At 61.2% G+C, this 21,999-nt stretch carries 19 protein-coding genes; 8 read left to right on the plus strand and 11 right to left on the minus strand.

Annotation, left to right across the window (positions count from 1 at the left end; genetic code table 11):
* Positions 1 to 151: 151 nt before the first annotated feature.
* The 4 genes from moaD to ACD590_RS06470 all read right to left on the minus strand — a co-directional run bounded on the left by moaD (position 152) and on the right by ACD590_RS06470 (position 4,015).
* Complete coding sequence (moaD, locus tag ACD590_RS06455; RefSeq protein WP_439002329.1) at positions 152 to 406, minus strand: molybdopterin converting factor subunit 1; 255 nt, start codon at positions 404 to 406, stop codon at positions 152 to 154.
* The gene (gene pgsA / locus ACD590_RS06460) at positions 403 to 993 is read right to left on the minus strand and encodes a CDP-diacylglycerol--glycerol-3-phosphate 3-phosphatidyltransferase (protein WP_003547103.1); all 591 of its coding nucleotides are present in this window, start codon (positions 991 to 993) and stop codon (positions 403 to 405) included. The genes moaD and pgsA overlap by 4 nt, the downstream gene beginning before the upstream one ends.
* Positions 994 to 1,208: 215 nt before the next feature.
* Positions 1,209 to 3,251: an excinuclease ABC subunit UvrC gene (uvrC, locus tag ACD590_RS06465; protein ID WP_018241479.1), complete on the minus strand. Its 2,043-nt coding sequence runs from the start codon at positions 3,249 to 3,251 to the stop codon at positions 1,209 to 1,211.
* Positions 3,248 to 4,015 carry an SDR family oxidoreductase gene (locus tag ACD590_RS06470; RefSeq protein WP_439002330.1) on the minus strand — a complete coding sequence of 256 codons (768 nt, stop codon included), beginning with the start codon at positions 4,013 to 4,015 and terminating at the stop codon, positions 3,248 to 3,250. The genes uvrC and ACD590_RS06470 overlap by 4 nt, the downstream gene beginning before the upstream one ends.
* 365 nt (positions 4,016 to 4,380) lie before the next feature.
* On the opposite strand from ACD590_RS06470, the gene ACD590_RS06475 reads away from it, so the two are divergent.
* Positions 4,381 to 5,016: an outer membrane protein gene (locus ACD590_RS06475; protein ID WP_018241481.1), complete on the plus strand. Its 636-nt coding sequence runs from the start codon at positions 4,381 to 4,383 to the stop codon at positions 5,014 to 5,016.
* A gap of 77 nt (positions 5,017 to 5,093) precedes the next feature.
* On the opposite strand, the gene ACD590_RS06480 is transcribed toward ACD590_RS06475, so the two are convergent.
* Both ACD590_RS06480 and ACD590_RS06485 read right to left on the minus strand, forming a co-directional pair.
* Positions 5,094 to 5,690 carry a glutathione S-transferase family protein gene (locus ACD590_RS06480; protein WP_018241482.1) on the minus strand — a complete coding sequence of 199 codons (597 nt, stop codon included), beginning with the start codon at positions 5,688 to 5,690 and terminating at the stop codon, positions 5,094 to 5,096.
* 62 nt (positions 5,691 to 5,752) lie between these two features.
* Complete coding sequence (locus ACD590_RS06485) at positions 5,753 to 6,622, minus strand: 23S rRNA (adenine(2030)-N(6))-methyltransferase RlmJ (RefSeq protein ID WP_018241483.1); 870 nt, start codon at positions 6,620 to 6,622, stop codon at positions 5,753 to 5,755.
* Positions 6,623 to 6,638: 16 nt separating this feature from the next.
* Here ACD590_RS06485 and ACD590_RS06490 point away from each other — a divergent pair, with 16 nt between their 5' ends.
* On the plus strand, positions 6,639 to 8,843 hold the full coding sequence (locus ACD590_RS06490) for a molybdopterin-containing oxidoreductase family protein (protein WP_439002331.1): 2,205 nt from the start codon (positions 6,639 to 6,641) through the stop codon (positions 8,841 to 8,843).
* On the plus strand, positions 8,840 to 9,430 hold the full coding sequence (locus ACD590_RS06495) for an NUDIX domain-containing protein (RefSeq protein WP_018241485.1): 591 nt from the start codon (positions 8,840 to 8,842) through the stop codon (positions 9,428 to 9,430). Before ACD590_RS06490 ends, ACD590_RS06495 begins: the two co-directional genes overlap by 4 nt.
* A gap of 67 nt (positions 9,431 to 9,497) precedes the next feature.
* Here ACD590_RS06495 and ACD590_RS06500 read toward each other — a convergent pair whose 3' ends face one another.
* Entirely contained in the window at positions 9,498 to 10,796 is a 1,299-nt protein-coding gene (locus ACD590_RS06500) for an FAD-dependent oxidoreductase (RefSeq protein WP_018241486.1), read from the minus strand.
* Between the two features lie 4 nt (positions 10,797 to 10,800).
* A complete protein-coding gene (locus ACD590_RS06505) occupies positions 10,801 to 11,421 on the minus strand; it encodes a PadR family transcriptional regulator (RefSeq protein ID WP_245484456.1) in 621 nt (206 codons plus the stop codon).
* Positions 11,422 to 11,657: 236 nt separating this feature from the next.
* On the opposite strand from ACD590_RS06505, the gene ACD590_RS06510 reads away from it, so the two are divergent.
* Positions 11,658 to 12,827, plus strand: a complete 1,170-nt coding sequence (locus tag ACD590_RS06510) for an alpha-D-ribose 1-methylphosphonate 5-triphosphate diphosphatase (protein ID WP_018241488.1) — start codon at positions 11,658 to 11,660, stop codon at positions 12,825 to 12,827.
* On the opposite strand, the gene purN is transcribed toward ACD590_RS06510, so the two are convergent.
* Together purN and purM are read right to left on the minus strand one after the other, a co-directional pair.
* The gene (gene purN / locus ACD590_RS06515) at positions 12,824 to 13,495 is read right to left on the minus strand and encodes a phosphoribosylglycinamide formyltransferase (RefSeq protein ID WP_018241489.1); all 672 of its coding nucleotides are present in this window, start codon (positions 13,493 to 13,495) and stop codon (positions 12,824 to 12,826) included. The genes ACD590_RS06510 and purN overlap by 4 nt on opposite strands.
* A complete protein-coding gene (gene purM, locus ACD590_RS06520; protein ID WP_018241490.1) occupies positions 13,492 to 14,565 on the minus strand; it encodes a phosphoribosylformylglycinamidine cyclo-ligase in 1,074 nt (357 codons plus the stop codon). Before purM ends, purN begins: the two co-directional genes overlap by 4 nt.
* Positions 14,566 to 14,810: 245 nt before the next feature.
* Between purM and ACD590_RS06525 the strand changes: the two genes are divergently transcribed.
* From ACD590_RS06525 to ppx, 4 genes are all read left to right on the plus strand, one after another.
* Entirely contained in the window at positions 14,811 to 15,935 is a 1,125-nt protein-coding gene (locus ACD590_RS06525; RefSeq protein WP_018241491.1) for an AI-2E family transporter, read from the plus strand.
* The gene (hdaA, locus tag ACD590_RS06530) at positions 15,928 to 16,641 is read left to right on the plus strand and encodes a DnaA regulatory inactivator HdaA (protein WP_018241492.1); all 714 of its coding nucleotides are present in this window, start codon (positions 15,928 to 15,930) and stop codon (positions 16,639 to 16,641) included. Before ACD590_RS06525 ends, hdaA begins: the two co-directional genes overlap by 8 nt.
* 66 nt (positions 16,642 to 16,707) lie before the next feature.
* Positions 16,708 to 18,912, plus strand: coding sequence for an RNA degradosome polyphosphate kinase (locus ACD590_RS06535; protein WP_018241493.1), 2,205 nt, complete (start codon positions 16,708 to 16,710; stop codon positions 18,910 to 18,912).
* Between the two features lie 12 nt (positions 18,913 to 18,924).
* A complete protein-coding gene (gene ppx, locus ACD590_RS06540; RefSeq protein WP_018241494.1) occupies positions 18,925 to 20,445 on the plus strand; it encodes an exopolyphosphatase in 1,521 nt (506 codons plus the stop codon).
* Between the two features lie 102 nt (positions 20,446 to 20,547).
* Here ppx and ACD590_RS06545 read toward each other — a convergent pair whose 3' ends face one another.
* Positions 20,548 to 21,906 carry an esterase-like activity of phytase family protein gene (locus ACD590_RS06545; RefSeq protein WP_439002332.1) on the minus strand — a complete coding sequence of 453 codons (1,359 nt, stop codon included), beginning with the start codon at positions 21,904 to 21,906 and terminating at the stop codon, positions 20,548 to 20,550.
* Positions 21,907 to 21,999 lie beyond the last annotated feature (93 nt).

Below are 21,999 nucleotides of genomic sequence, written 5' to 3' on the forward strand. Positions count from 1 at the left end.
ACAAGTGGCGCGCTCTTCCTGCCCACGTACCGTTTCGCCGGGCTGAAATGTCGATTGTTGGAGGAAACCCGTGCGCCCAGCCAATCTCCCTCCTTGTGGGGGAGATGCCCGGCAGGGCAGAGGGGGGTGATGTGGCACCACCATCACTGCCTCATCCCCCCGTCATCGGCGGAAAGATCCCGATCTCGCGCGCCCCTGATATCGGCTCGTCATGTTCGACATGCACCATGTCGAGCGCCACGCGGATCACGTCGGGATATTGAAGTGCGGTCTCATATTCTTCACCCAGCGTCTTCAAATGATTCAAGAGATCGGCGACGGTGACGACGGAGGAGGGGAGGTCAATCTCCTCCTCGCCCTTGCCGATGCGCTCGCGCACCCAGGCGAAATAGACAAGCCGCGTCATTCCTCGTCATCCACGATATGTTTCACGCCGGCGCGGAAATAGTCGTAGCCGGTATAGATGGTCAGCAGCGCCGCGATCCACAGCAGCGCAATGCCCGTCTGCGTCGTATAGGGGAAAATTTCGTCTCCGGCCGGGCCGGCGAGCAGGAAGGCGATGGCGACGAGCTGCAGCGTCGTCTTCCACTTGGCGATCCGCGTCACCGGTACGCTGACCTTCAGCGCCGCCAGATATTCGCGCAAGCCCGAAACCAGGATCTCGCGGCAGAGAATGGTGATCGCCGCCCAGATCGACCAGCCGGCGATGGTCTGGTCGGCCGCGACCAGCAGAAGGATCGAAGCGACCAACAGCTTATCTGCGATCGGATCGAGCATGCGGCCGATATTCGACGTCTGGTTCCAGATGCGCGCGAGATAGCCGTCGAGGAAATCGGTGAGCGAGGCGATGACGAAGATCCACAGCGCCACCCAACGCGCCGTGTTGCTGATCGACAGCCTGCCCTCGATGAAGAAGCAGAGAACGATCAGCGGCACGGCGAGGATACGGCCGTAGGTCAGAAGATTGGGAATGCTGTACGCACGCGATGCCATGGGATCGTTTCTCTGAATTGATGCGCCGCTACAGCGCCGCACGTCTTTTCAGGCGCGCAAAGGACGCTGTAACACTTTAGAATATCCGCATCGAGCTTTCCGAAAGTCGATTCCGATTTTCGGGCCGATGCGGTAGATGACGGCTTTGGCTGCGGACCGTCAACATTCTTTCTGTCTTTTCACCGCCTTTGCGTGGAATTTGCGACGGACGCCGGTTATTTCGCGGCGTCGTCGTGGAAATGGTTATAGACCTGCTTGGCGACGGCTTCCGAGATGCCTTCCACCGCCATCAGGTCGGACAGGGCTGCGCGCGAAACCGCCTTTGCCGTGCCGAAATGCTGGAGCAGCGCGCGTTTGCGCGATGGCCCGATGCCGCCGATCTCGTCGAGCGGGTTCTTGATCATTTCCTTCTTGCGCCGTGCCCGATGCGAGCCGATCGCGAAACGGTGCGCCTCGTCGCGCATGCGCTGGATAAAATAGAGCACCGGATCGCGCGGCGGCAGCGTGAAGCTCTCGCGTCCCGGCGGGAAGAAGCGTTCGCGCCCGGCGTCCCGGTCGACGCCCTTGGCGATGCCGATCGCCGTCACGCTGTCGGTGATGCCGAGTTCGGCAAGGATGGCGCGCACCGCTGTCATCTGACCCTGGCCGCCGTCGATGAGGATCACATCGGGCCAGGTGGGGAAGGGCATGTCGGCTGCATCGGGAGTGGCCGTCTGCGCCGTCCGGTCAGGAATGCCTTCCTCCTTGATCAGCCGCGAGAAACGCCGCGTCATCACCTCCTTCATCATGCCGAAGTCGTCGCCGGGCGTGATGTCGGTCGATTTGATGTTGAACTTGCGGTACTGGTTCTTGACGAAACCTTCCGGCCCCGCGACCACCATGCCGCCGACGGCATTGGTGCCCATGATATGCGAGTTGTCGTAGATCTCGATGCGCTGCGGTGCATAGGTAAGCCCGAACGTTTCCTTGAAACCTTCGAGCAGCCGCGACTGCGACGCAGTCTCGGCAAGCTTTCGCCCATGCGCCTCGCGCGCATTGCCGACGACATGGTCGACCAGATCGCGCTTTTCGCCGCGCTGCGGCACGAGGATGGAAACCTTGTGGCCGGCCTTTTCGCTGAGCGCTGCCGCGAGCAGCTCCAGCTCCTCGACCGTCTGCGACAGCATGATCTGCTTCGGCACCGGCTTGTCGTCGTAGAACTGCGCCAGGAAGGAATTCAGCACTTCGGCGCCGGAAAGCTGCGGGTCGGCCTTTGGGAAATAGGCGCGGTTGCCCCAGTTCTGGCCGGTGCGGAAGAAGAACACCTGGATGCAGGAGATGCCGCCCTCATGGTGGATGGCGAATACGTCAGCCTCCTCGACGCCGGCCGGATTAATGCCCTGGTGGCTCTGCACATGCGAAAGTGCGGCCAGGCGATCGCGATAGATCGCCGCCCGCTCGAAGTCGAGGTCCTCGGCCGCTTGGTTCATGGCCTCGGCCATATGCGACTTCACCTTCTGGCTTTTGCCGGACAGGAAGTCCTTCGCCTCCTGCACCAGTTCGCCGTAACCCCCATCGCTGACCTCGTGGGTGCACGGCCCCGAACAGCGCTTGATCTGGTAGAGCAGGCAGGGTCGTGTGCGCGTTTCGAAGACGCTGTCGGTGCAGGTGCGGATCAGGAAGGCGCGCTGCAGCGAATTGATCGTGCGCCCGACCGCGCCTGCCGAAGCGAAAGGTCCGAAATAGTCGCCCTTTCGCGCCCTTGCGCCGCGATGCTTGAAGATCGCCGGCGCCCGGTGGTCGCCGGTGATGAGGATATAGGGAAAGGACTTGTCGTCGCGCAAAAGCACGTTAAAGCGCGGCCGCAAGCGCTTGATCAGATTCGCTTCCAGAAGCAGCGCTTCGGTTTCCGTGCGCGTCGTCACGAATTCCATATTGGCTGTCTGGCGCACCATCTGGGCGATGCGGTTGGAATGCACCCGGCCGACGGCGTAATTGTTGACGCGCTTCTTCAGGCTGCGCGCCTTGCCGACATAGAGCACGTCGCCCTCGGCATTGAACATGCGGTAGACGCCGGGACTGTTGGGAAGCCGCTTGACGAATTCGCCGATCAGTTCCGCGCCGATGAGCCCGGTTTCATTGAGGCTGCCCGCATTCCAGTCGACCGTCGCCGCAAGCGGGGCGGCGGCGGAAACGTCGCCTTCCACTTCGATATCGTCTTCGCTCTCATCCGTCTCGTCGTAGAGAACGCCGCCATCCGGCAGCTTTCGTCCGTTCATTCCGTAATCTCCGCCACATCGGGCGTCTGCCAGGCGAGGTGCTGGCCGCCGTCGAGGGCAATCATCTGGCCGGTGATCGAGGGCGTGTCGTAAAGGAAGCGAATCGTTTGTCCGAATTCCTCCAGCGCCGGCCCTCGCTGCAAGATAAGGGCTGAGACCTGCGCTTGGAAGTCCTCCATCGCCTGCCGCTCGCTCGGCATCGAGGGGCCGGGGCCGATGGCATTGACGCGGACGCGTGGCGCCAATGCCTGTGCAAGCGTCTGCGTCGCCGTCCACAGCGCGGATTTGGAGAGGGTATAGGAATAGAAGCTGGGCCTCAGCGCCCAAACCCGCTGGTCGATGATATTGACGATCTGCCCCGATGCCTCAGCGGGCATCTGCTGCGCGAAGGCGGCCGCAAGGATAGAGGGCGCACGTACATGCAGGTCGAAGTGCAATGCCCAGGTGGCGGCATTGAAACTACGCGCTGAATCATGCTGGAAGACCGACGCATTATTGACGAGCAGATCGAGCGGCCCGAGCGCTTCCGACGCCTTCGCGACCAAGGCGGCTGTTTCGCCGATATCGGTGAGGTCGGCCTGCAGGGCGGTCGCCCGATATCCCTTTCGCCGCAATTCCGCCACCAGCTCTTCGGCCTCACCGATGGAGCCGTTCGCGTGGATCGCAACGGAAAAGCCATTTGCAGCAAGGTCTTCGGCGATTGCCCGGCCTATTCTTTTAGCAGCCCCTGTTATAAGGGCCGAGCGAAGTCTTTTGTGGTTCAAAATCTTGCCTTCTGATCCCGCGAGTCTGTCTGCAGACTATATAGGGGCCGACGGAGATTATATAAATAGGCCGTTGCGGTTGCGTCCGGGAGCCGGATATTCTATGTATTATTTAAGAATACGATTTCTTAAAATAAGTATTTTCAGTTTAACACTTCAGTAGGGTTAATGAAGTGTATGTTGCGCCAAAGCAACATCGAATTTCAGCCATGCGGCAGCCACAATGATATCACAATTTGGCTCTTTCAAATCCGCATTTGAGTTCCAATTTCAGTCTCGATCCGGAAGGGACATCTGGCAATATCCCGCCAATGCTTCACTGATAGACAGATGACAAGCGGCGCGGGACTGAAAGGAGACTAAGTATGCGTGTACTCATTGCTGGCCTCATGGCCTCCGTTTTTGCAATTGCGGGCGTCTCGGCAGCTCAGGCGGCCGATGCCGTCGACCAGGTTCCGGAAGCACCGGTCGCCCAGGACGCTCCAGTCAAGCCGGCAGGCAACTGGGAAGGCTTTTATCTCGGCGGCGCTGGCACCTACAACATGGGTGACTTCGGTTCCGACCGTCACACCTATGGTTTCGGCGGCCAGGTCTTCACCGGCTACAACTGGCAGCAGGGCCAGATCGTTTACGGCGTTGAATCCGATCTCGGCTACAGCGGCGACGACGTCTCCTCAGGCGGCGTCAAGAACAAGTATGGCTGGAACGGCTCCGTCCGTGGCCGCGTCGGCTACGACATGAACCCCTTCCTGCTCTACGGCACGGCCGGTCTTGCCATCGGCGACGTCAAGGTTTCCGACGACACCTCGGACGAAAGCAAGACGAACTATGGCTATACGGTCGGCGCCGGCGTCGAAGCCTTCGTGACCAACAACATCACGACGCGCCTGGAATATCGCTACACCGACTACCAGAGCAAGGACTACGACCTCGACTCCGGCAGCTTCTCGCGCGGTTACGACGAGAACAGCGTCAAGCTCGGTATCGGCGTCAAGTTCTAAGCCGACTGAACATACTGACATAAAGAAGCCGGGCACGTCGCCCGGCTTTTTGCTGTCTGCTCATTGTTCTGAAGCGCTCAGCCCTGGGACTTGAGCTCGCTATGGGCAGGGAATTTCTTGTCGAACTGCCGCAGCCAGTCAGTCAGCGGCGCATGATCGGCTTCCCACTGGTCCTTGAAGCGCAACTCGAGATAATCAAGCGTGGCCGCCAGTGCAAAATGTCCGCCGTTGAGCTTTTTGCCGAGCTTCGGCGGATTGGCGCTGAGATGAGCGAGACCGCTCGTCGCCTTCTTCCATTGCCGGTCGATCCACGGCTGGTGAACCTTTTCCTCGTCGCGGAAGCGCCGCTCGTAGACGATCGCCAGCAGGCAATCGCAGATGCCGTCGCAGAGCGCCTCGAGGATTTCCGCATCCGTGCGCTTGCCCTTCTTGGAAGGGTAGAGCCCGCCCTTCGTCAGCCGGTCGAAATAATGCATGATCGCCACGCTGTCGTATATCGAGACCTCGTCATCGGTCAGAAGCGTCGGGATCTTGCCGAGCGGATTATTGTCCACCAGGATTGCCGGTGCGGTATTGGTGTCGACCCGAATGGCGTTCAACTCCAGGCTCAGAAAATGCGCGGCCATCCGCACCTTGTTGGAATAGGGCGAGGCGGGCGAACAAAGGAGCTTCATGGGGGACACCTGATGAGATTGTGGAGCTGCGGCGCGGACTATTCCGCAAGCAGCTTAAGCGGTCAATCGTCCTTGACGGCCTTGTTCTCTCCGCGCAGCCAGAAGGCACGGTGCGAGGCGAAACGGTCTTGCGCCAGATGGTCCTTCAATGCGGGCAGCAATTGGTGCAACTCGTCCTTCAGCGTGAAAGGTGGGTTGACGATGACGAGGCCTGAGCCCGTCAGTCCCGTAATGCCGCGGTCGCTGCGAACCGTGAGTTCGGCGCAGAGCATTTTCGGGATGTCGAGGGCCTGCAGCGTCTCGTGGAATTCCTTGATCGGCGCGCCCTTCTTCAGCGGATACCACAGGCAATAGGTGCCGCCGGGAAAGCGCCGATAGGCCTTTTCCAGCCCCTCGGCCAGGCGCTGATATTCGTCCTCTTCCTCGAAGGGCGGATCGACGAGCACGATGCCGCGCTTCTCTTTCGGCGGCAGATGCGCGCCGAGCGCCAGCCAGCCGTCGAGCTCGGTGATGCGGGCATGGTGATCGCCCTCGAACAGCCGGTGCAGCCTGACGTAGTCCTCGGGATGCAGTTCCATCGCCGACAGCCGGTCCTGCGGCCGGAACAGCATGCGCGCAAGTTTCGGCGATCCGGGATAGAAACGGATGCCGCCCTCAGGATTGAGTTCGCGGATTGCCGAGAGGTAGGGCTCCAGCAGTTCGGAAACCTGAGGGCCGAGGTCTGCCTCCATCAGCTTGCCGATGCCATCGACCCATTCGCCGGTTTTCTGCGCTTCTTCGGAGGAAAGGTCGTAGAGCCCGATGCCGGCATGCGTGTCGAGCACGCGGAATCCGCCATCCTTCTTTTGCATGTAGCGGATCAGCCGCGTCAGCACGGCATGTTTCAGCACATCGGCAAAGTTGCCCGCGTGATAGATGTGGCGGTAGTTCATTTTTGCTGATGTCCGTATGAATTCGCGTCATGGGGAATTTTTGTGGCTTTTGGCCGTGCAAGCCTTGGAATATACAAATGCCATGAACATTGCGACCCCCATCCACGCCAAATCATCCAAGCCGGACAAAAGGGTGGGCCACACCGCCTGTCCGCATGACTGTCCCTCCACCTGCGCGCTGGAGGTCGATATATCGGAGGATGGCCGCATCGGCCGTGTGCGCGGCGCCAATGACCATTCTTACACGTCCGGCGTCATCTGCGCCAAGGTCGCCCGCTACGCCGAGCGGCTCTACCATCCCGACCGCCTAATGCATCCTCTACGCCGCGCCGGCGCCAAAGGGGCAGGGCAGTGGCAGCAGATTTCCTGGGACGATGCGCTGGATGAGATCGCCGAAGCCTTTGTGAAGGCCGAGGCAAGGGACGGCAGCGAGGCGATCTGGCCCTATTTCTACGCCGGCACCATGGGCTGGGTGCAGCGCGATTCCAACGATCGCCTGCGTCATGCCAAGCGTTACTCCGGCTTCTTCTCCTCGATCTGTACCAACCCCGCCTGGACCGGCTTCACCATGGCGACTGGCACGCTGCGCGGTCCCGATCCGCGCGAGATGGGCCGCACCGATTGCGTCGTCATCTGGGGCACCAACGCGGTCTCGACGCAGGTCAACGTGATGACCCACGCCATCAAGTCGCGCAAGGAGCGCGGCGCGAAGATCGTCGTCATCGACATCTACGATAATCCGACGATGAAGCAGGCCGACATGGCGCTGATCGTCAAACCGGGCACCGATGCCGCACTCGCCTGCGCCGTCATGCACATCGCTTTCCGCGACGGTTACGCCGACTGTGAATACATGGCGAGATATGCCGATGATCCCGCCGGTCTCGAGGCGCATCTGAAAACCAAGACGCCGCAATGGGCCGCTGCCATCACCGGCCTTTCTGTCGAGGCGATCGAAGCCTTTGCCAGCCTCGTCGGCACGACGAAGAAAACCTTCTTCCGCCTGGGTTATGGTTTCACTCGCCAGCGCAACGGCGCGGTCGCCATGCATGCGGCTGCCTCGATCGCCACCGTTCTCGGCTCCTGGCAATATGAGGGCGGCGGTGCCTTCCATTCGAACAGCGACATCTTCCGCATGAACAGCGCCGAACTGACCGGCCGGTCGATGAAGGATGCCGATATCCGCATGCTCGATCAGTCGCAGATCGGCCGCGTCCTGACCGGCGATCCGGTGGCGCTACGCCATCGCGGCCCGGTGACGGCAATGCTGATCCAGAACACCAATCCCGCAAACATCGCGCCCGAGCAGCGCCTCGTCAGACGCGGCTTTGCCCGCGACGATCTTTTCGTTGCCGTCCACGAGCAGTTCATGACCGAGACGGCCGAGGTCGCCGATATCGTCATCCCGGCAACGATGTTCGTCGAGCACGATGACATCTACCGGGCCGGCGGCCAGAACCATATCCTGCTGGGGCCGAAGCTGGTCGAGCCGCCGCCAACCGTGCGCACCAATCTCTTCGTCATCGAGGAACTGGCCAAACGCCTCGGTGTCGCCGATCGCCCCGGCTTCGGCTTCACTGCCCGCGAAATGGTCGACCGCATTCTCGAATCGAGTGGCTTGCCGGATTACGACCATTTCCTCGAATACAAATGGTTCGATCGCCAGCCCGTTTTCGAGGAGGCGCATTATCTGAACGGCTTTGCCCATCCGGATGGCAAGTTCCATTTCCGCCCGGACTGGATCAATCAGCCGGCTCCCAACAAGCCGCCGGTTTCTATCGGCGCGCTCGGGCCACATGCCGAACTTCCGCCCTTCCCGGATCAGGTCGATGTCATCGAAGTCGCCGATCCTGAGCATCCCTTCCGGCTCGCCACGTCGCCGGCGCGCAACTTCCTGAATTCGAGCTTCTCCGAGACCAAGACCTCTCGCCAGAAGGAGGGCCGCCCTGAAGTGATGGTCAATCCAGCCGACGCCGAAGCCAACGGTATCGCCCATGGCGATCTCGTCCGCATCGGCAATAGCCGCGGCGATCTGCGCATTCACGCCCGCGTCACCACCGAGGTGAAATCCGGCGTGCTGATCGCCGAGGGGCTTTGGCCAAACAAGGCGCATGTCGACGGCGAGGGTATCAATGTCTTGACTGGCGCCGACCCTGTCGCGCCCTATGGTGGGGCGGCCGTGCACGACAACAAGGTCTGGCTTCGCAGGGACCCAGCATGATGCAGCCGAAATCCCGGGTGAAGATCGTCAGCGAAGAAACACTGTCGAATGGGTGGACGCGGCTGAGCAGCTATCTGCTCGACTATATCGACCGCAAGGGCGCAACCCAAGGGCTGAAGCGGGAGATCTATCACCGCACGCCCGCTGCCTGCATCCTGCTTTATGATCCCAAGCGCGACCTCGTCGTTCTCGTCCGCCAGTTCCGCCTTGCCGTCCATCTCAACGGCGATCCCGCCTGGATGATCGAGGTGCCGGCCGGCCTTCTCGACGATGACCATCCCGAAGCGGCGATCCGTCGCGAGGCGATGGAGGAGACCGGCTATCGCCTGCGCGATGCGCGCTTCCTGTTCAAGTCCTATACCTCGCCGGGTGCCATCACCGAAGTCGTCCACTTCTTCGCAGCCCTCATCGACACTGCCGACCGCGTGGCGGAAGGCGGCGGTCTGGACGAGGAACACGAGGATATCGAGGTCCTCGAAACCCCGCTCGACGAGGCTGCGGCGATGATCGAAACCGGCGAGATCTTCGACGCCAAAACGATCGTGCTTCTACAGTGGGCACTGTTGAACAGGGGCAAACTTCGATAGCGGGCAGGGCGATGGAGGCCTGGTTCGTCAAGTTGCCTCGGGCGGATCGAGATGATCCGCGACCGTCTTAGTTTTCCCCGCGAACTCGCATCATCTGCCGAAAGGCGCGCCGCTTGAGTGCAGGCATCGCGTTGATGATGCGCATCACGCCGCGCATGACAGCGAGCTGAAGTCTGCCGACAATCGGCCGATGGGCCAGATCGCCGGCATCCATCTGCTTTTTCGATTCTCGGACTGCTTCGGTACTGTAGCGAAGCATCTCGACTTCGTAGGCATGTATGGCTTCGACGAGCGGCTTTCGTCCCTGGTCCGCTTCGACCAGCATGCGTCCAAGCAGAGCGGCGTCGCGAAGCGCTGTATTGGCGCCCGCGCCTCGTCCGGGTGTCATCGTATGGACGGCGTCACCGAGCAAAGTGACATTCGAACTCGTCCAAGGCGTCAGCGGGACCGAGGTCCTCACCTTGATATCGCGGATCGTCGACGGCTCCGTCATGCGGATCAGAGTACGCAAATGCGGATGCCAGTCCCGAGCGAGCTCCAGCCCCAGCTCTCTCAATTGTTCGCCGCTCAGGCCGGCCGGATCCCGCGGGCAATTCTGCCGAGCGCCCCATATGCCCCAGCCGATGCTGTCCTCGTCGAGTGCCTCGACGAAATCCGGCCAACGAGCAGCGACACTAGGGTCGCTTCGGCTGTCGACGAACTCGAGCGAGTGAATGATTGCGCCGAAGCCCATCGGTGCCATAATCAGCGACATGCCTTTGAACATTTTGTCCGACAGCAGAGCTTTCGTCTCGACCGTCATAGGAATTTTGCCCCCGAGCGATACGATTCCGGTGTCTTCCAAACGCGCTTCCGGCAAGCGTTGCCTGCGTACCGCGGAGTTCGTGCCGTCAGCGCCCACCAGCACATCTCCCGTCGCGAGGCTTCCATCCTGAAAGCTGGCGGTGACCGACCCGTCGGCGTTATTTGAGTAACCTTGAAGCGCTTTCCCGAAGAAGACGTCATCTTCAAGTCCCCTGAGCAGAACCCGCCTCAGCGTCTTTCGAATAACATTCCTTTCATCGTCGAGAGCGTTCGGGCCTGCATCATCGATATCGAAGCTCAGCACTTCGCCCAGCTGTTCAGTGAGCATGTTGAAATAGCGCGGCGACCTGGCGCAGGTGGCGACATAGAGATCGTAGAGTTCACCGGGGATACAGGCTTTCAGCGCTCGGCTTCCAGCCGGGCTGATGCCAACGCGATAACCACCGCTGTTGGTGTTCGGCGCAAGGTCGCGCTCATACACCGCTATGCAAACCCCAGCCTGCTTAAGCAGATGTGCGAGTGCTAGACCGCCAGTCCCGGCGCCGATAATCAAAACCTTCATGGTGCTAATCCTGGTCGAGTTTGGGGTCGATGGAGAACTTGGCGGCGATCTGCCTCAGCCACTCCTCTGTCCAGGTAATGCGCTGGGCGCTGAGGTCCCCGACAACGCTGTTGACCCAGGACAATTCGGTTGCGTGAAGCACTCGGAGATATTCCATCTCGAGAAGGAAGAGCCTTGGAACGGCCTGCGCTTCCTGCAGGACTTCGTCTATCCGGCGAAGTTCTGACTCGATGGCTTTTGCTCTGAGCTCAAGCTGGCTCGCCACATCATCAGGCGTAAGCAGAGGAAGAAATGACATGGCTGCGGGGAATTCCGGATATTCCCGCGTTAAGGTCGACAATATCGCCCGCATCCATTCCAGCGCGATCTCGCGGCCCTTCTCGGTTATCTCGTACACGGTCCGCTCGGGACGCTTGTCATCCCGAACTGTTTTCTGCGGGGTGATCAAACCCTCGCGTTCGAGCCGCTGGATTGTTTGATAAAGGCTCGCCCTCTGCGTGACATTGATCACCTCGTCCTTGCCGCGCTCCTTGATGAGTCGCTGCATTCGGTACGGATGCAGCGGTTCTTCCATGAGCATTGCAAGGACGGCGAGCGCGATTGGAGAGCGTTTGATCGTTTTCATAGTCATAGTGTTACTAGTTATTTTATAACTAGTCAACGCGGTAACCAGGGGCGTTGGCTCCTGGACAGGCGCCGGCTGGATCTATGGCCGTGAATCCGAGGGGCGAGCGCATCCAACCAATTCCAAAGCGCAAGTTTCAGCTTTAAGGTGACAACGTTGGAAATTTCATACGACTGTCACGAAGCGGTTCTATCCGCTGCGGTTTGTCAATCTCGGATGCGGTCAGGAGAAAGCCCATGTGGCTCAGCAATTTCACCCTCGTTCTCCCAAACGAGGTGGTGAGTGAAGGTTCCGTGCGTGTTGAGGATGGCGCCATCGCCGAGATCAGGCCGGAGCCGGTCGCCGGTGCTGCCATCGATGGCGGCGGGCGGCTGCTGATGCCCGGATTCGTCGATCTGCACGGCGACATGATCGAGCGCGAGATCGCCCCACGGCCAAACGCGACGATGCCGATCGATTTCGGCATCCACGAACTCGACAAGAAGCTTGCCGCCGCCGGTGTCACGACGGCGTTTGCCGCCGTCTCCTTTGCGACCGAGAGCGTCTACGGCCATGTCCGTTCGCTGGAGACCACCTCCGCAGTGATCGAGGGCATCAATCGCTTGCGGGATGATCTGCTGATCGATCACCGCGTTCACGCCCGTTACGAAATCACCAATGTCGGGGCAGCTCCCGCGCTTGAGCGCCTGCTGAATGCCGACCAGATCGACATGGTCTCCCTGACCGACCACACGCCGGGCCAGGGCCAGTACAACAACCTGCAGAGCTACATCCTCAGCATTTCCGAGCGCCGCGCCATCTCCGAGGACATGGCCGCGGAGATCGTCGCCAAGCGCATCGCCATGCGCAACAATCCGGACATCGAGGCCAAGCTGAAGGAGATCGTCGCGCTGTCGCTGAGGCACAAGCTGTCGCTTGCCTCACATGACGATGACAGCGTCGAAAAAGTCGCCGAGATGCACGATCTTGGCGTCACCATCAGCGAGTTTCCCGTCACCGCAGCTGCAGCGGAAGAGGCGCGCCGCCGCGGTCTCTGGACGCTGATGGGTGCGCCGAACGCGCTGCGCGGCCAGTCTATGTCGGGCAATCTCAGCGCGCTCGACGCCGCCAAGGCCGGGCTGCTCAGCGTCATCGCCGCCGATTACCATCCGGCTGCCTTCGTGCCCGGCATCTTCAAGCTTGCCGACATGGTGGAAGGCGGCCTGCCGGCAGCCGTTGCCATGGCGACCGGCAATGCGGCCCGTTCCGCCGGCCTGTCGGATCGCGGCGAGATCGCCGTCGGCCAGCGCGCCGATCTCGTCGTGGTCGAGCCGGGCGATATCAATCGCATCCGCGCCACCTTCCGCGCCGGTCGCTTCGTCTACAGCGACGGCACCCTCCATCCGTTAAGGGCTTTGGCGGCTTAAGCTCGGTCGCCGATGAGCGAAATCAGTTGAGCCTTGGGTGCGGCGGTCGCGGCCTCCGCGCCGACGGCTTTGCCGCCTTCCATCGCCACTCGACCTTCGGCAAACAGCCGCAAGGCCTGCGGATAGATCTGGTGTTCGATGGTGAGCACGCGCGCGGCAAGGCTTTCGGCCGTATCGCCCAAGAGAACCGGCACAGCCGCCTGGCCGATCACCGGCCCCTCATCCATGCCTTCGGTGACGAAATGCACCGTGCAGCCGGCGATCCGCATGCCGGCGTCGATCGCCCGCTGATGCGTATGCAGGCCGGGAAATAGCGGCAGCAGGGAAGGGTGGATGTTGAGCATCCGGCCTTGGTAACGCTGGATGAATGTCGCCGTCAGCAGCCGCATGTAGCCTGCCAGGCAGAGAATATCGGGTTTAAGCTCGTCGAGCGCCGAAAAGATCGCCGCCTCATGCGCATCCTTGCTGGCGTAGTCCTTGCGGGGAAAAGCGAAGGTGGAAATGCCTTCGGCATCAGCCTTGGCAAGCCCGCCGGCATCCGCCTTATCGGAGATCACCCCGACGATCTCGGCCGGGTAGTCGGCTGCTTTCGCCGCCGCAACCAGCGCCATCATGTTGGAGCCGCTGCCTGATATGAAGACGACGGCGCGTTTGCGCGGCGAGCTCATATGGCAAGCGTACCCTTGTAGACCGTGCCGGCAGCGCCTTCGTCGCGGACGATCATGCGGCCGAGCGTGATGACAGTCTCGCCCTCAGCTTCGAGTGCCTCGGACACCGCCGCGACGTTCTCAGCGGCGACGACGGCGATCATGCCGACGCCGCAGTTGAAGGTGCGCAGCATTTCTCTGGATTCGACGCCGCCCGTCTTGGCGAGCCACGAAAACACCGGCGGAACCTTGACGGCGTCAAGATCGATCTCGGCCGCCAGGTGCTTCGGCAGGACGCGCGGAATATTTTCCGGGAAACCGCCGCCGGTGATGTGCGCCAGCGCCTTTATGGCGCCGGTCTCACGGATCGCCTTCAGAAGCGGCTTCACATAGATGCGGGTCGGCTCGAGCAGGGCTTCGCCGAGCAGCCGGCCTTCGGCAAACGGTGCGGCTGCGCTCCAGTCGAGGCCGGACAGTTCGACGATCTTGCGCACCAGCGAAAAGCCGTTGGAATGGACGCCGGAGGAGGCAAGGCCGAGGATGACATCGCCCTCGGCAATATCGCCTGATGGCAGGAGCTTGCCGCGTTCGGCAGCACCCACGGCAAAGCCGGCGAGGTCGTAGTCGCCGGAGGAATACATGCCGGGCATCTCGGCCGTTTCGCCGCCGATCAGCGCGCAGCCGGCCTCGCGGCAGCCGGCGGCAATGCCGCCGACGATAGCCGCGCCCTGGTCGGGGTCGAGCTTGCCGGTCGCGAAGTAATCGAGGAAGAACAGCGGCTCGGCGCCCTGCACCACGAGATCGTTGACGCACATGGCGACCAGGTCGATGCCGACGGTGTCGTGATAGTCGGCATCGATCGCGATCTTCAGCTTGGTCCCGACGCCGTCATTGGCGGCAACGAGAACCGGATCGGTAAAGCCTGCGGCCTTGAGGTCGAAGAGCCCGCCGAAGCCGCCGATCTCGCCGTCGGCGCCGGGACGGCGCGTCGAGCGCACCGCCGGCTTGATCTTCTCGACGAGGAGGTTTCCGGCATCGATATCGACGCCCGCATCGCTATATGTCAGGCCGTTTTTCCCAGACTGGCTCATGCTGGTCTCCGATGGCTATTTCAAGCGGCAAACGTGCCGCGTCATCTGCCGGTCGCAATTGCATGACAGGGGCGTTTATGCAAGCGTTGCATGGCAAAAGCCCCCAATTTCCCGCGTCTTCCTCCAGCCTTTCGGGGATTTGGCACGACAGGGTTGACCATCTTTGCGCCTGCATCCTATGTGCTGAATGGCCGCTCCGGTTCGGGTGCGGCGTTTGGCGGCGGCGAGTGATCAGCGGGGAAGCGATGCCACAGCATGTCAGCGGCAACAGTCTCAAGCGTCAGATTTTCTTCTGGCTGGTAGTGCTCGTCTTCTTCATCGTCTTCCTTTATGTCTTCAGCTCGATCCTGCTGCCCTTCATCGCCGGCATGGCGATTGCCTATTTCCTTGATCCGGTGGCTGACCGGCTTGAACGCCTGGGTCTGAGCCGCATGATGGCGACCATCGGCATTCTCGTCGCCTTCGTCATCGTCTTCACGCTGGCGCTGATGATCCTCATTCCGGTGCTCATCAGCCAGTTCAACGATTTCGCTCAGCGTCTGCCGGGTTATATCAGCCAATTACAGCAGTTCATCACGCAGGCGCAGAATTCGCTGCTGCCGGACTGGGTCGAGAACCAGATGGGCACGATCAAGGACAATCTCTCCGGCATCCTGTCGGAGGGCATGGGCTTCCTCACCGGGCTCTTCGCGCAGATCTGGAATTCGGGCAAGGCGATCGTCGACGTCATATCGCTGCTCGTGGTCACCCCCGTCGTCGCCTTCTATATCCTGCTCGATTGGGACCGTATGGTTGCCAAGGTCGACCAGTGGATCCCGCGCGACTATGTCGGCGATGTCCGCCAGATCGCCAAGGAGATCGACCAGGCGATCGCCGGTTTCATCCGCGGCCAGGGCTCGCTCTGCCTCATCCTCGGCATCTATTATGCCGTCGGCCTTTCTCTTGTCGGGCTGAATTTCGGCCTGCTGATCGGCCTCTTCGCCGGCATGATCAGTTTCATTCCCTATGTCGGCTCGATGGTTGGCCTCGTGCTCGCCATCGGCGTGGCGCTTGTGCAATTCTGGCCCGATTATCCCTGGATCGGCCTGGTGCTCGTCGTCTTCTTCAGTGGCCAGTTCCTAGAAGGCAACATTCTGCAGCCGAAGCTCGTCGGCTCGAGCGTCGGCCTGCATCCGGTCTGGCTGATGTTTGCGCTTTTTGCCTTCGGCGCGCTCTTCGGTTTCGTAGGGCTTCTGGTCGCGGTGCCGGCCGCCGCCGCCGTCGGCGTCCTTGTTCGTTTCGCGCTTTCACGCTACCTTCAGAGCGATCTTTATTTTGGCGGGTCGCTCAGTGGCCGCGCCCGGAAGACGAAATCAGTTCCCAATGAATGACGTGAAGAACGCTGATCCGAAGCGCAAAGCCGGAGAGCAGCTGCCGCTGGTCTTTTCGCACGATGCCGCAAGCGGGCGCGACGACCTCCTGATCTCGGAGCGTCTTGCCGCCGCCGTTTCGATCGTCGATGCCTGGCCGGCATGGCCATCACCGGTTGTCGTGCTCGCCGGCCCCGTCGGCTCGGGAAAATCACATCTCGCCCGCATCTGGCGGGAATTGAGCGGCGCCGTCGACATCCATCCCGAGCTTGGCTCGGACGCCGCGGTTGCCGCCGCCGCCGGCCCGGTGCTGTTCGAGGACGCCGACCGCCTCGGCTTCGACGACAACGCGCTCTTCCATGTCATCAACAGCGTGCGCGAAAACGGCACCAGCCTGTTGATCACCAGCCGCCTCTGGCCGATGTCGTGGCCAGTTTTGCTGCCCGATCTGCGCTCGCGCCTGAAAGCGGCAACCGTCGTCGAGATCGGCGAACCCGATGAGGCGCTGTTGTCGCAGGTGATCGTCAAGCTCTTCGCCGACCGGCAGCTTTATATAGATGACAAACTCGTGCTCTATATCGTGAACCGGATGGAGCGGTCGCTGAACGCGGCCCAGACGATCGTCGAAAGGCTTGACCGGCTGGCCCTGTCGCGAGGCACCAAAATCACCCGGTCTCTTGCTGCCGAAGTATTGAATGAATTGGGAAATTCGGAACCGGCCGATTGACTGTCACAGTTCCGTCGTCAAACTGATATAATTGCCTTTGGCGATTGAAAACGGGGTAAGCGGACCATGGATAGCGCAGTCGCAGAACATCAGGAACTCACTCCGGAAATCAACGACAACACCCCCCCGCTGGAAGAGCTGCTCAAGAGCCCCGAGCGCTTCATCAACCGAGAATTCTCCTGGCTGCAATTCAACCGCCGTGTCCTGGAAGAAACGTTGAATACCGAGCATCCGCTGCTCGAGCGCGTCCGCTTCCTGTCGATCTCGGCCGCCAACCTCGATGAATTCTTCATGGTGCGTGTCGCCGGCCTCGAGGGCCAGGTACGCCAGAACATCGCCATCCGCAGTCCCGACGGCAAGACGCCGGCCGAGCAGCTCGATTCGATCCTGCAGGAGATCGACCATCTGCAGATGGAGCAGCAGGCCTCGCTGGCCGTCCTGCAACAATATCTCGCCAAGGAAGACATCCTGATCGTACGCCCCGGCGCCTTGAGCGATGCCGACCGCCAGTGGCTGGCCGCCGAATTCGAACAGGCGATCTTCCCGGTCCTGACGCCGTTGTCGATCGATCCTGCCCACCCGTTCCCCTTCATTCCGAATCTAGGCTTCTCGATCGGTCTGCAGCTCGTTAGCAAGAATGGCCGCGAGCCGATGACGGCGCTGCTGCGCCTGCCGGTGGCGCTCGACCGCTTCGTCCGTCTGCCGGATGATGGAAACACGATCCGCTACATCACGCTGGAAGATGTCGCCAACATCTTCATCCACCGGCTCTACCCGGGTTACGAGGTGCAGGGCTCCGGTACGTTCCGCGTCATCCGCGACAGCGATATCGAAGTCGAGGAAGAGGCCGAGGATCTCGTCCGCTTCTTCGAAACGGCGCTGAAACGCCGCCGCCGCGGTAAGGTCATCCGCATCGAGACCGACTCGGAAATGCCGGCCTCGCTGCGTCAGTTCGTCGTCCAGGCGCTCAATATCCCTGATAATCGCGTCGCCGTTCTGCCGGGCCTTCTGGCGTTGAACACCCTGTCCGAGATTACCAAGGCGCCTCGCGAAGATCTCAGGTTTGCCCCCTACAATGCGCGATTTCCCGAGCGCGTCCGCGAACATGCCGGCGACTGCTTCGCCGCCATCCGCGAAAAGGACATGGTCGTCCATCACCCCTACGAATCTTTCGACGTCGTGGTCCAGTTTCTTCTCCAGGCTGCGCGCGATCCTGACGTCCTGGCGATAAAGCAGACGCTTTACCGCACCTCCAACGACAGCCCGATCGTCCGCGCGCTGATCGACGCCGCCGAAGCCGGCAAGTCGGTGACGGCGCTGGTCGAGCTCAAGGCCCGCTTCGACGAAGAGGCGAACATCCGCTGGGCGCGCGATCTCGAGCGCGCCGGCGTGCAGGTCGTCTTTGGCTTCATCGAGCTCAAGACCCACGCCAAGATGTCGATGGTCGTTCGGCGCGAGGAAGGCAAGCTGCGAACCTATTGCCACCTCGGAACGGGCAACTACCACCCGATCACCGCGAAGATCTATACAGACCTGTCCTATTTCACCTGCAATCCCGTCATCGCCCACGACATGGCGAACATCTTCAACTTCATTACCGGCTACGGCGAACCGGAGCAGGGCATGCAGCTCGCGATCTCGCCCTATACGATGCGCCCGCGCATCCTGCGCCACATCGAGGAAGAGATTCAGCATGCCAGGAACGGCGCGCCGGCCGCGATCTGGATGAAGATGAATTCGCTTGTCGACCCCGACATCATCGACGCGCTCTATCGCGCCAGCCATGCCGGCGTCGAGATCGACCTCGTCGTGCGCGGCATCTGCTGCCTGCGTCCGCAGGTGCCCGGCCTTTCGGAAAAGATCCGCGTCAAGTCGATCGTCGGCCGCTTCCTCGAGCACAGCCGCATCTTCTGCTTCGGCAATGGCCACGGCCTGCCGTCCGACAAGGCGCTGGTTTACATCGGCTCGGCCGACATGATGCCGAGAAACCTCGATCGCCGTGTCGAAACCATGGTTCCGTTGACGAATCCGACTGTTCACGAGCAGGTCTTGTCACAGATTATGCTCGGCAACGTGATTGACAATCAACAAAGCTACGAGATATTGCCCGACGGTACGTCGCGACGCATGGAAGTGCGCAGGGGCGAAGAACCGTTCAATGCGCAGCAGTATTTCATGACCAATCCGAGCCTGTCGGGCCGTGGTGAAGCTCTGAAGTCCAGTGCGCCGAAGCTGATCGCCGGCCTGCTCGAAGGCCGCAACAACAAGTAAAACTGGACCTAAATGGTTGAATCTGAAGCCCAGGGGCGCCTTCCGGGGATCGCCCCGGTCTCCGTCGTCGATATTGGATCGAATTCGATTCGTCTTGTCGTCTACGAAGGCATGTCCCGTTCGCCAACCGTCCTGTTCAACGAAAAGGTCCTCTGCGGCCTCGGCAAGGGCGTCGCTCTTACCGGCAAGATGGACGAAGACAGCGTCGCGCGGGCTCTGGCGGCGCTGCACCGTTTCAAGGCTCTGTCAGACCAGGCCCGCGCTGCCACCATGTATGTGCTGGCGACGGCGGCTGCGCGCGAGGCGAGCAACGGTCCTGATTTCATTCATCAGGCGGAAACCATCCTTAAACGCAAGGTCCGCGTACTCTCGGGTGAGGAGGAGGCGAAATTCGCCTCGCTCGGCATCATCAGCGGTTTCTACAATCCTGACGGCATTGCGGGCGACCTCGGTGGCGGCTCGCTGGAACTGATCGATATCAAGGGCAAGGAGTTCGGCAAGGGCATCACGCTGCCGCTCGGCGGCCTGCGCCTGTCGGAATATGCCGGCGGTTCGCTCTCCAAGGCCCAGACCTTTGCCCGCAAGCAGTTGAAGACGGCAAAGCTGCTGTCGAAAGGCGAGGGGCGCACCTTCTACGCCGTCGGCGGAACCTGGCGAAACATCGCCAAGCTGCACATGGAAATCACTCATTATCCGCTGCACATGATGCAGGGCTATGAGGTGTCGTTCGAAGGAATGATGCAGTTCCTCGACCAGGTGGTGACCGCGCGCGACTCCAGGGAGCCGGCACTGCAGGCCGTTTCCAAGCACCGCCGTTCGCTGCTGCCTTTCGGCGCCGTCGCCATGAAGGAAGTGCTGAGTGCAATGAAGCCGTCGCTGATTTCCTTCTCGGCGCAGGGTGTGCGCGAGGGATATCTCTATTCGCTGCTGTCGGAGGCCGAGCGCCGCGCCGATCCGCTGCTTGCCGCCGCCGGAGAACTGGCAATTCTGCGTGCCCGTTCGCCGGAGCATGCCCGCGAGTTGGCGGAATGGACCGGCCGCATGATGCCCCTTTTCGGCATCCAGGAAACTGAAGAGGAAAGCCGCTACCGCCAGGCCGCCTGTCTGCTTGCCGATATCAGCTGGCGCGCCCATCCTGACTATCGCGGCCTGCAGGCGCTGAACGTCATCGCCCACTCTTCCTTCGTCGGCATCAGTCATCCCGGCCGCGCCTTTATCGCGCTTTCCAACTATTACCGTTTCGAAGGCCTGCATGACGACGGCGCCACCGGTCCGCTGGCGCAGATTGCCACGCCCCAGCTCATCGAGCGCGCCAAGCTGCTCGGCGGCATGCTGCGCGTCGTCTACCTCTTCTCTGCCTCGATGCCCGGCATCGTCAAGAACCTGACCTTCCGCAAATCGTCGAGCCCGGACCTCGACCTCGAATTCGTCGTGCCTCCCGAATATCGCGATTTCGCCGGCGAGCGCCTGGACGGCCGCCTGCAGCAGCTGTCGAGGCTGACAAACAAGCGGTTGGCGTTTCGGTTTGAATAGGTCTGTGCCACGGCACGTCGTCAGGAACGCAACCTAAGCAGCCAAGAACAAAAAGGGCGGCGCCTTCGCGCCACCCTCTGCATTTCACACCAGAACGCCGAATTACTTCGCGTTCAGGAACTCGCCGACTTCGAGCAGGCTGAACTCGTTATTGTCAGCCTTGTCGACGGCGCGGCCGGCCGAGAAGGGCAGGTTGTTGTCGTTGCCGATGATGATGTGCGTGGCGTCGACGCGGTCGACGTTTTCGATCGTCACGAATGGCATGTCGTAGACGCCGTCCTTGCTGCCGGCCTTCTTCTTGTTGTCGGGGTCCTGGATGTTCAGGAGGTCGATATAGCCGATCTTGCGGACCGCCTTGCCGACATTGGCATCGTTGTACTCGATCTTGTAGACGCGCTTCAGCACGGCCGGAGCTTCGAAACAATCCGGCTTCGGCTGCTTCGGATCGGCGCAGGCCTTGTCCGTCGTGCCGGCGCCGTTATCGCGCTCGATGACGAGAGCGGTGGTGTCGTCGAGCATGTTGAAGTCGCCGATCGATACCCCCTTGTCTTCGAACGGATAAAGCCAGCTGCGGCCGGTCCACTTCTTGGAGGCGACATCGAATTCGATGACGCGGATGGCGGTGTGGCCATCGATGGTTTCCACAGTGCCGTCATCCTTGTAGATGGCCCCTTCGAGCAGGCCGTAGAGCTTGGCGCCGTCCTTCGACATAGCGAGGCCTTCGAAGCCGCCGGAGCGCTTCAGGTTGAAGACCGGCATCTTGGCGGCCGGGTTTGATGGAACCGAGAGAAGCGGATTGTCGGGCGAAAGCACCGGCTTGCCGTCGAGCGTCGTCGGAATGACGTCGGTGAGGCGGCCAGCGGTGTCGAACTTCAGGATGTAGGGACCGAATTCGTCGCCGAGCCAGAAGCCGTCGGCAACCGGCTGGATCGATTCGATGTCGAAGTCGGCACCGGTGAGATAGCGCGTGTCAGTACCTTCAAGCACGATCGGGAACGGAGCAATCTTGTTGGGGTCGGAGAGGAAGAGGTTCTTGACGACCTCAGCCTTGTTGCCGGCCCAGTCAAACTTCATCTGGTGCAGGAAAAGCATGGAGTCCGACGAGTTGGACTTCGAGCCGAAGCCGTTGTCGGAGAGCGTCCAGAACGTGCCGTCGGTCATCGTCTTGACGCCGGAGAATCCCTGGATCGGCTGGCCGTCGAAGGGAAGCTTCAGATCGGTGACACGGGCGCCGTCCTTACCGGGAACGGTGCCGAGCGCTTCGGTGCGCTTGCGGTCAGGCGTCGTAAACTTGCCGGCATGCTTGAGGAATTCGGGGGCATCGGCCGGTGCCAGAACCATGGTGTTGGCAGGCAGGATCGCCTGGCCGGCGAGCTTGGCCGGGAACTGCTGCTGGTCGGCCGAAGCGGAGCCGGCGACCAGGATGAAAAGCGATACGGAAGCAAAAAGGACGTTCTTCATAATATCCCCGTGGAACGGATTGCAAAGGCCTTCCGCTTAGCAGGGCTTTAATGTCAGCGAATTGACGGTTGGGTGAAGCTTTGGTGACGTACT

The organism is Rhizobium sp. 862_C5_N1_2 (assembly GCF_051811205.1).
In the GTDB taxonomy this organism is placed as follows: Bacteria; Pseudomonadota; Alphaproteobacteria; order Rhizobiales; family Rhizobiaceae; genus Rhizobium; species Rhizobium leguminosarum.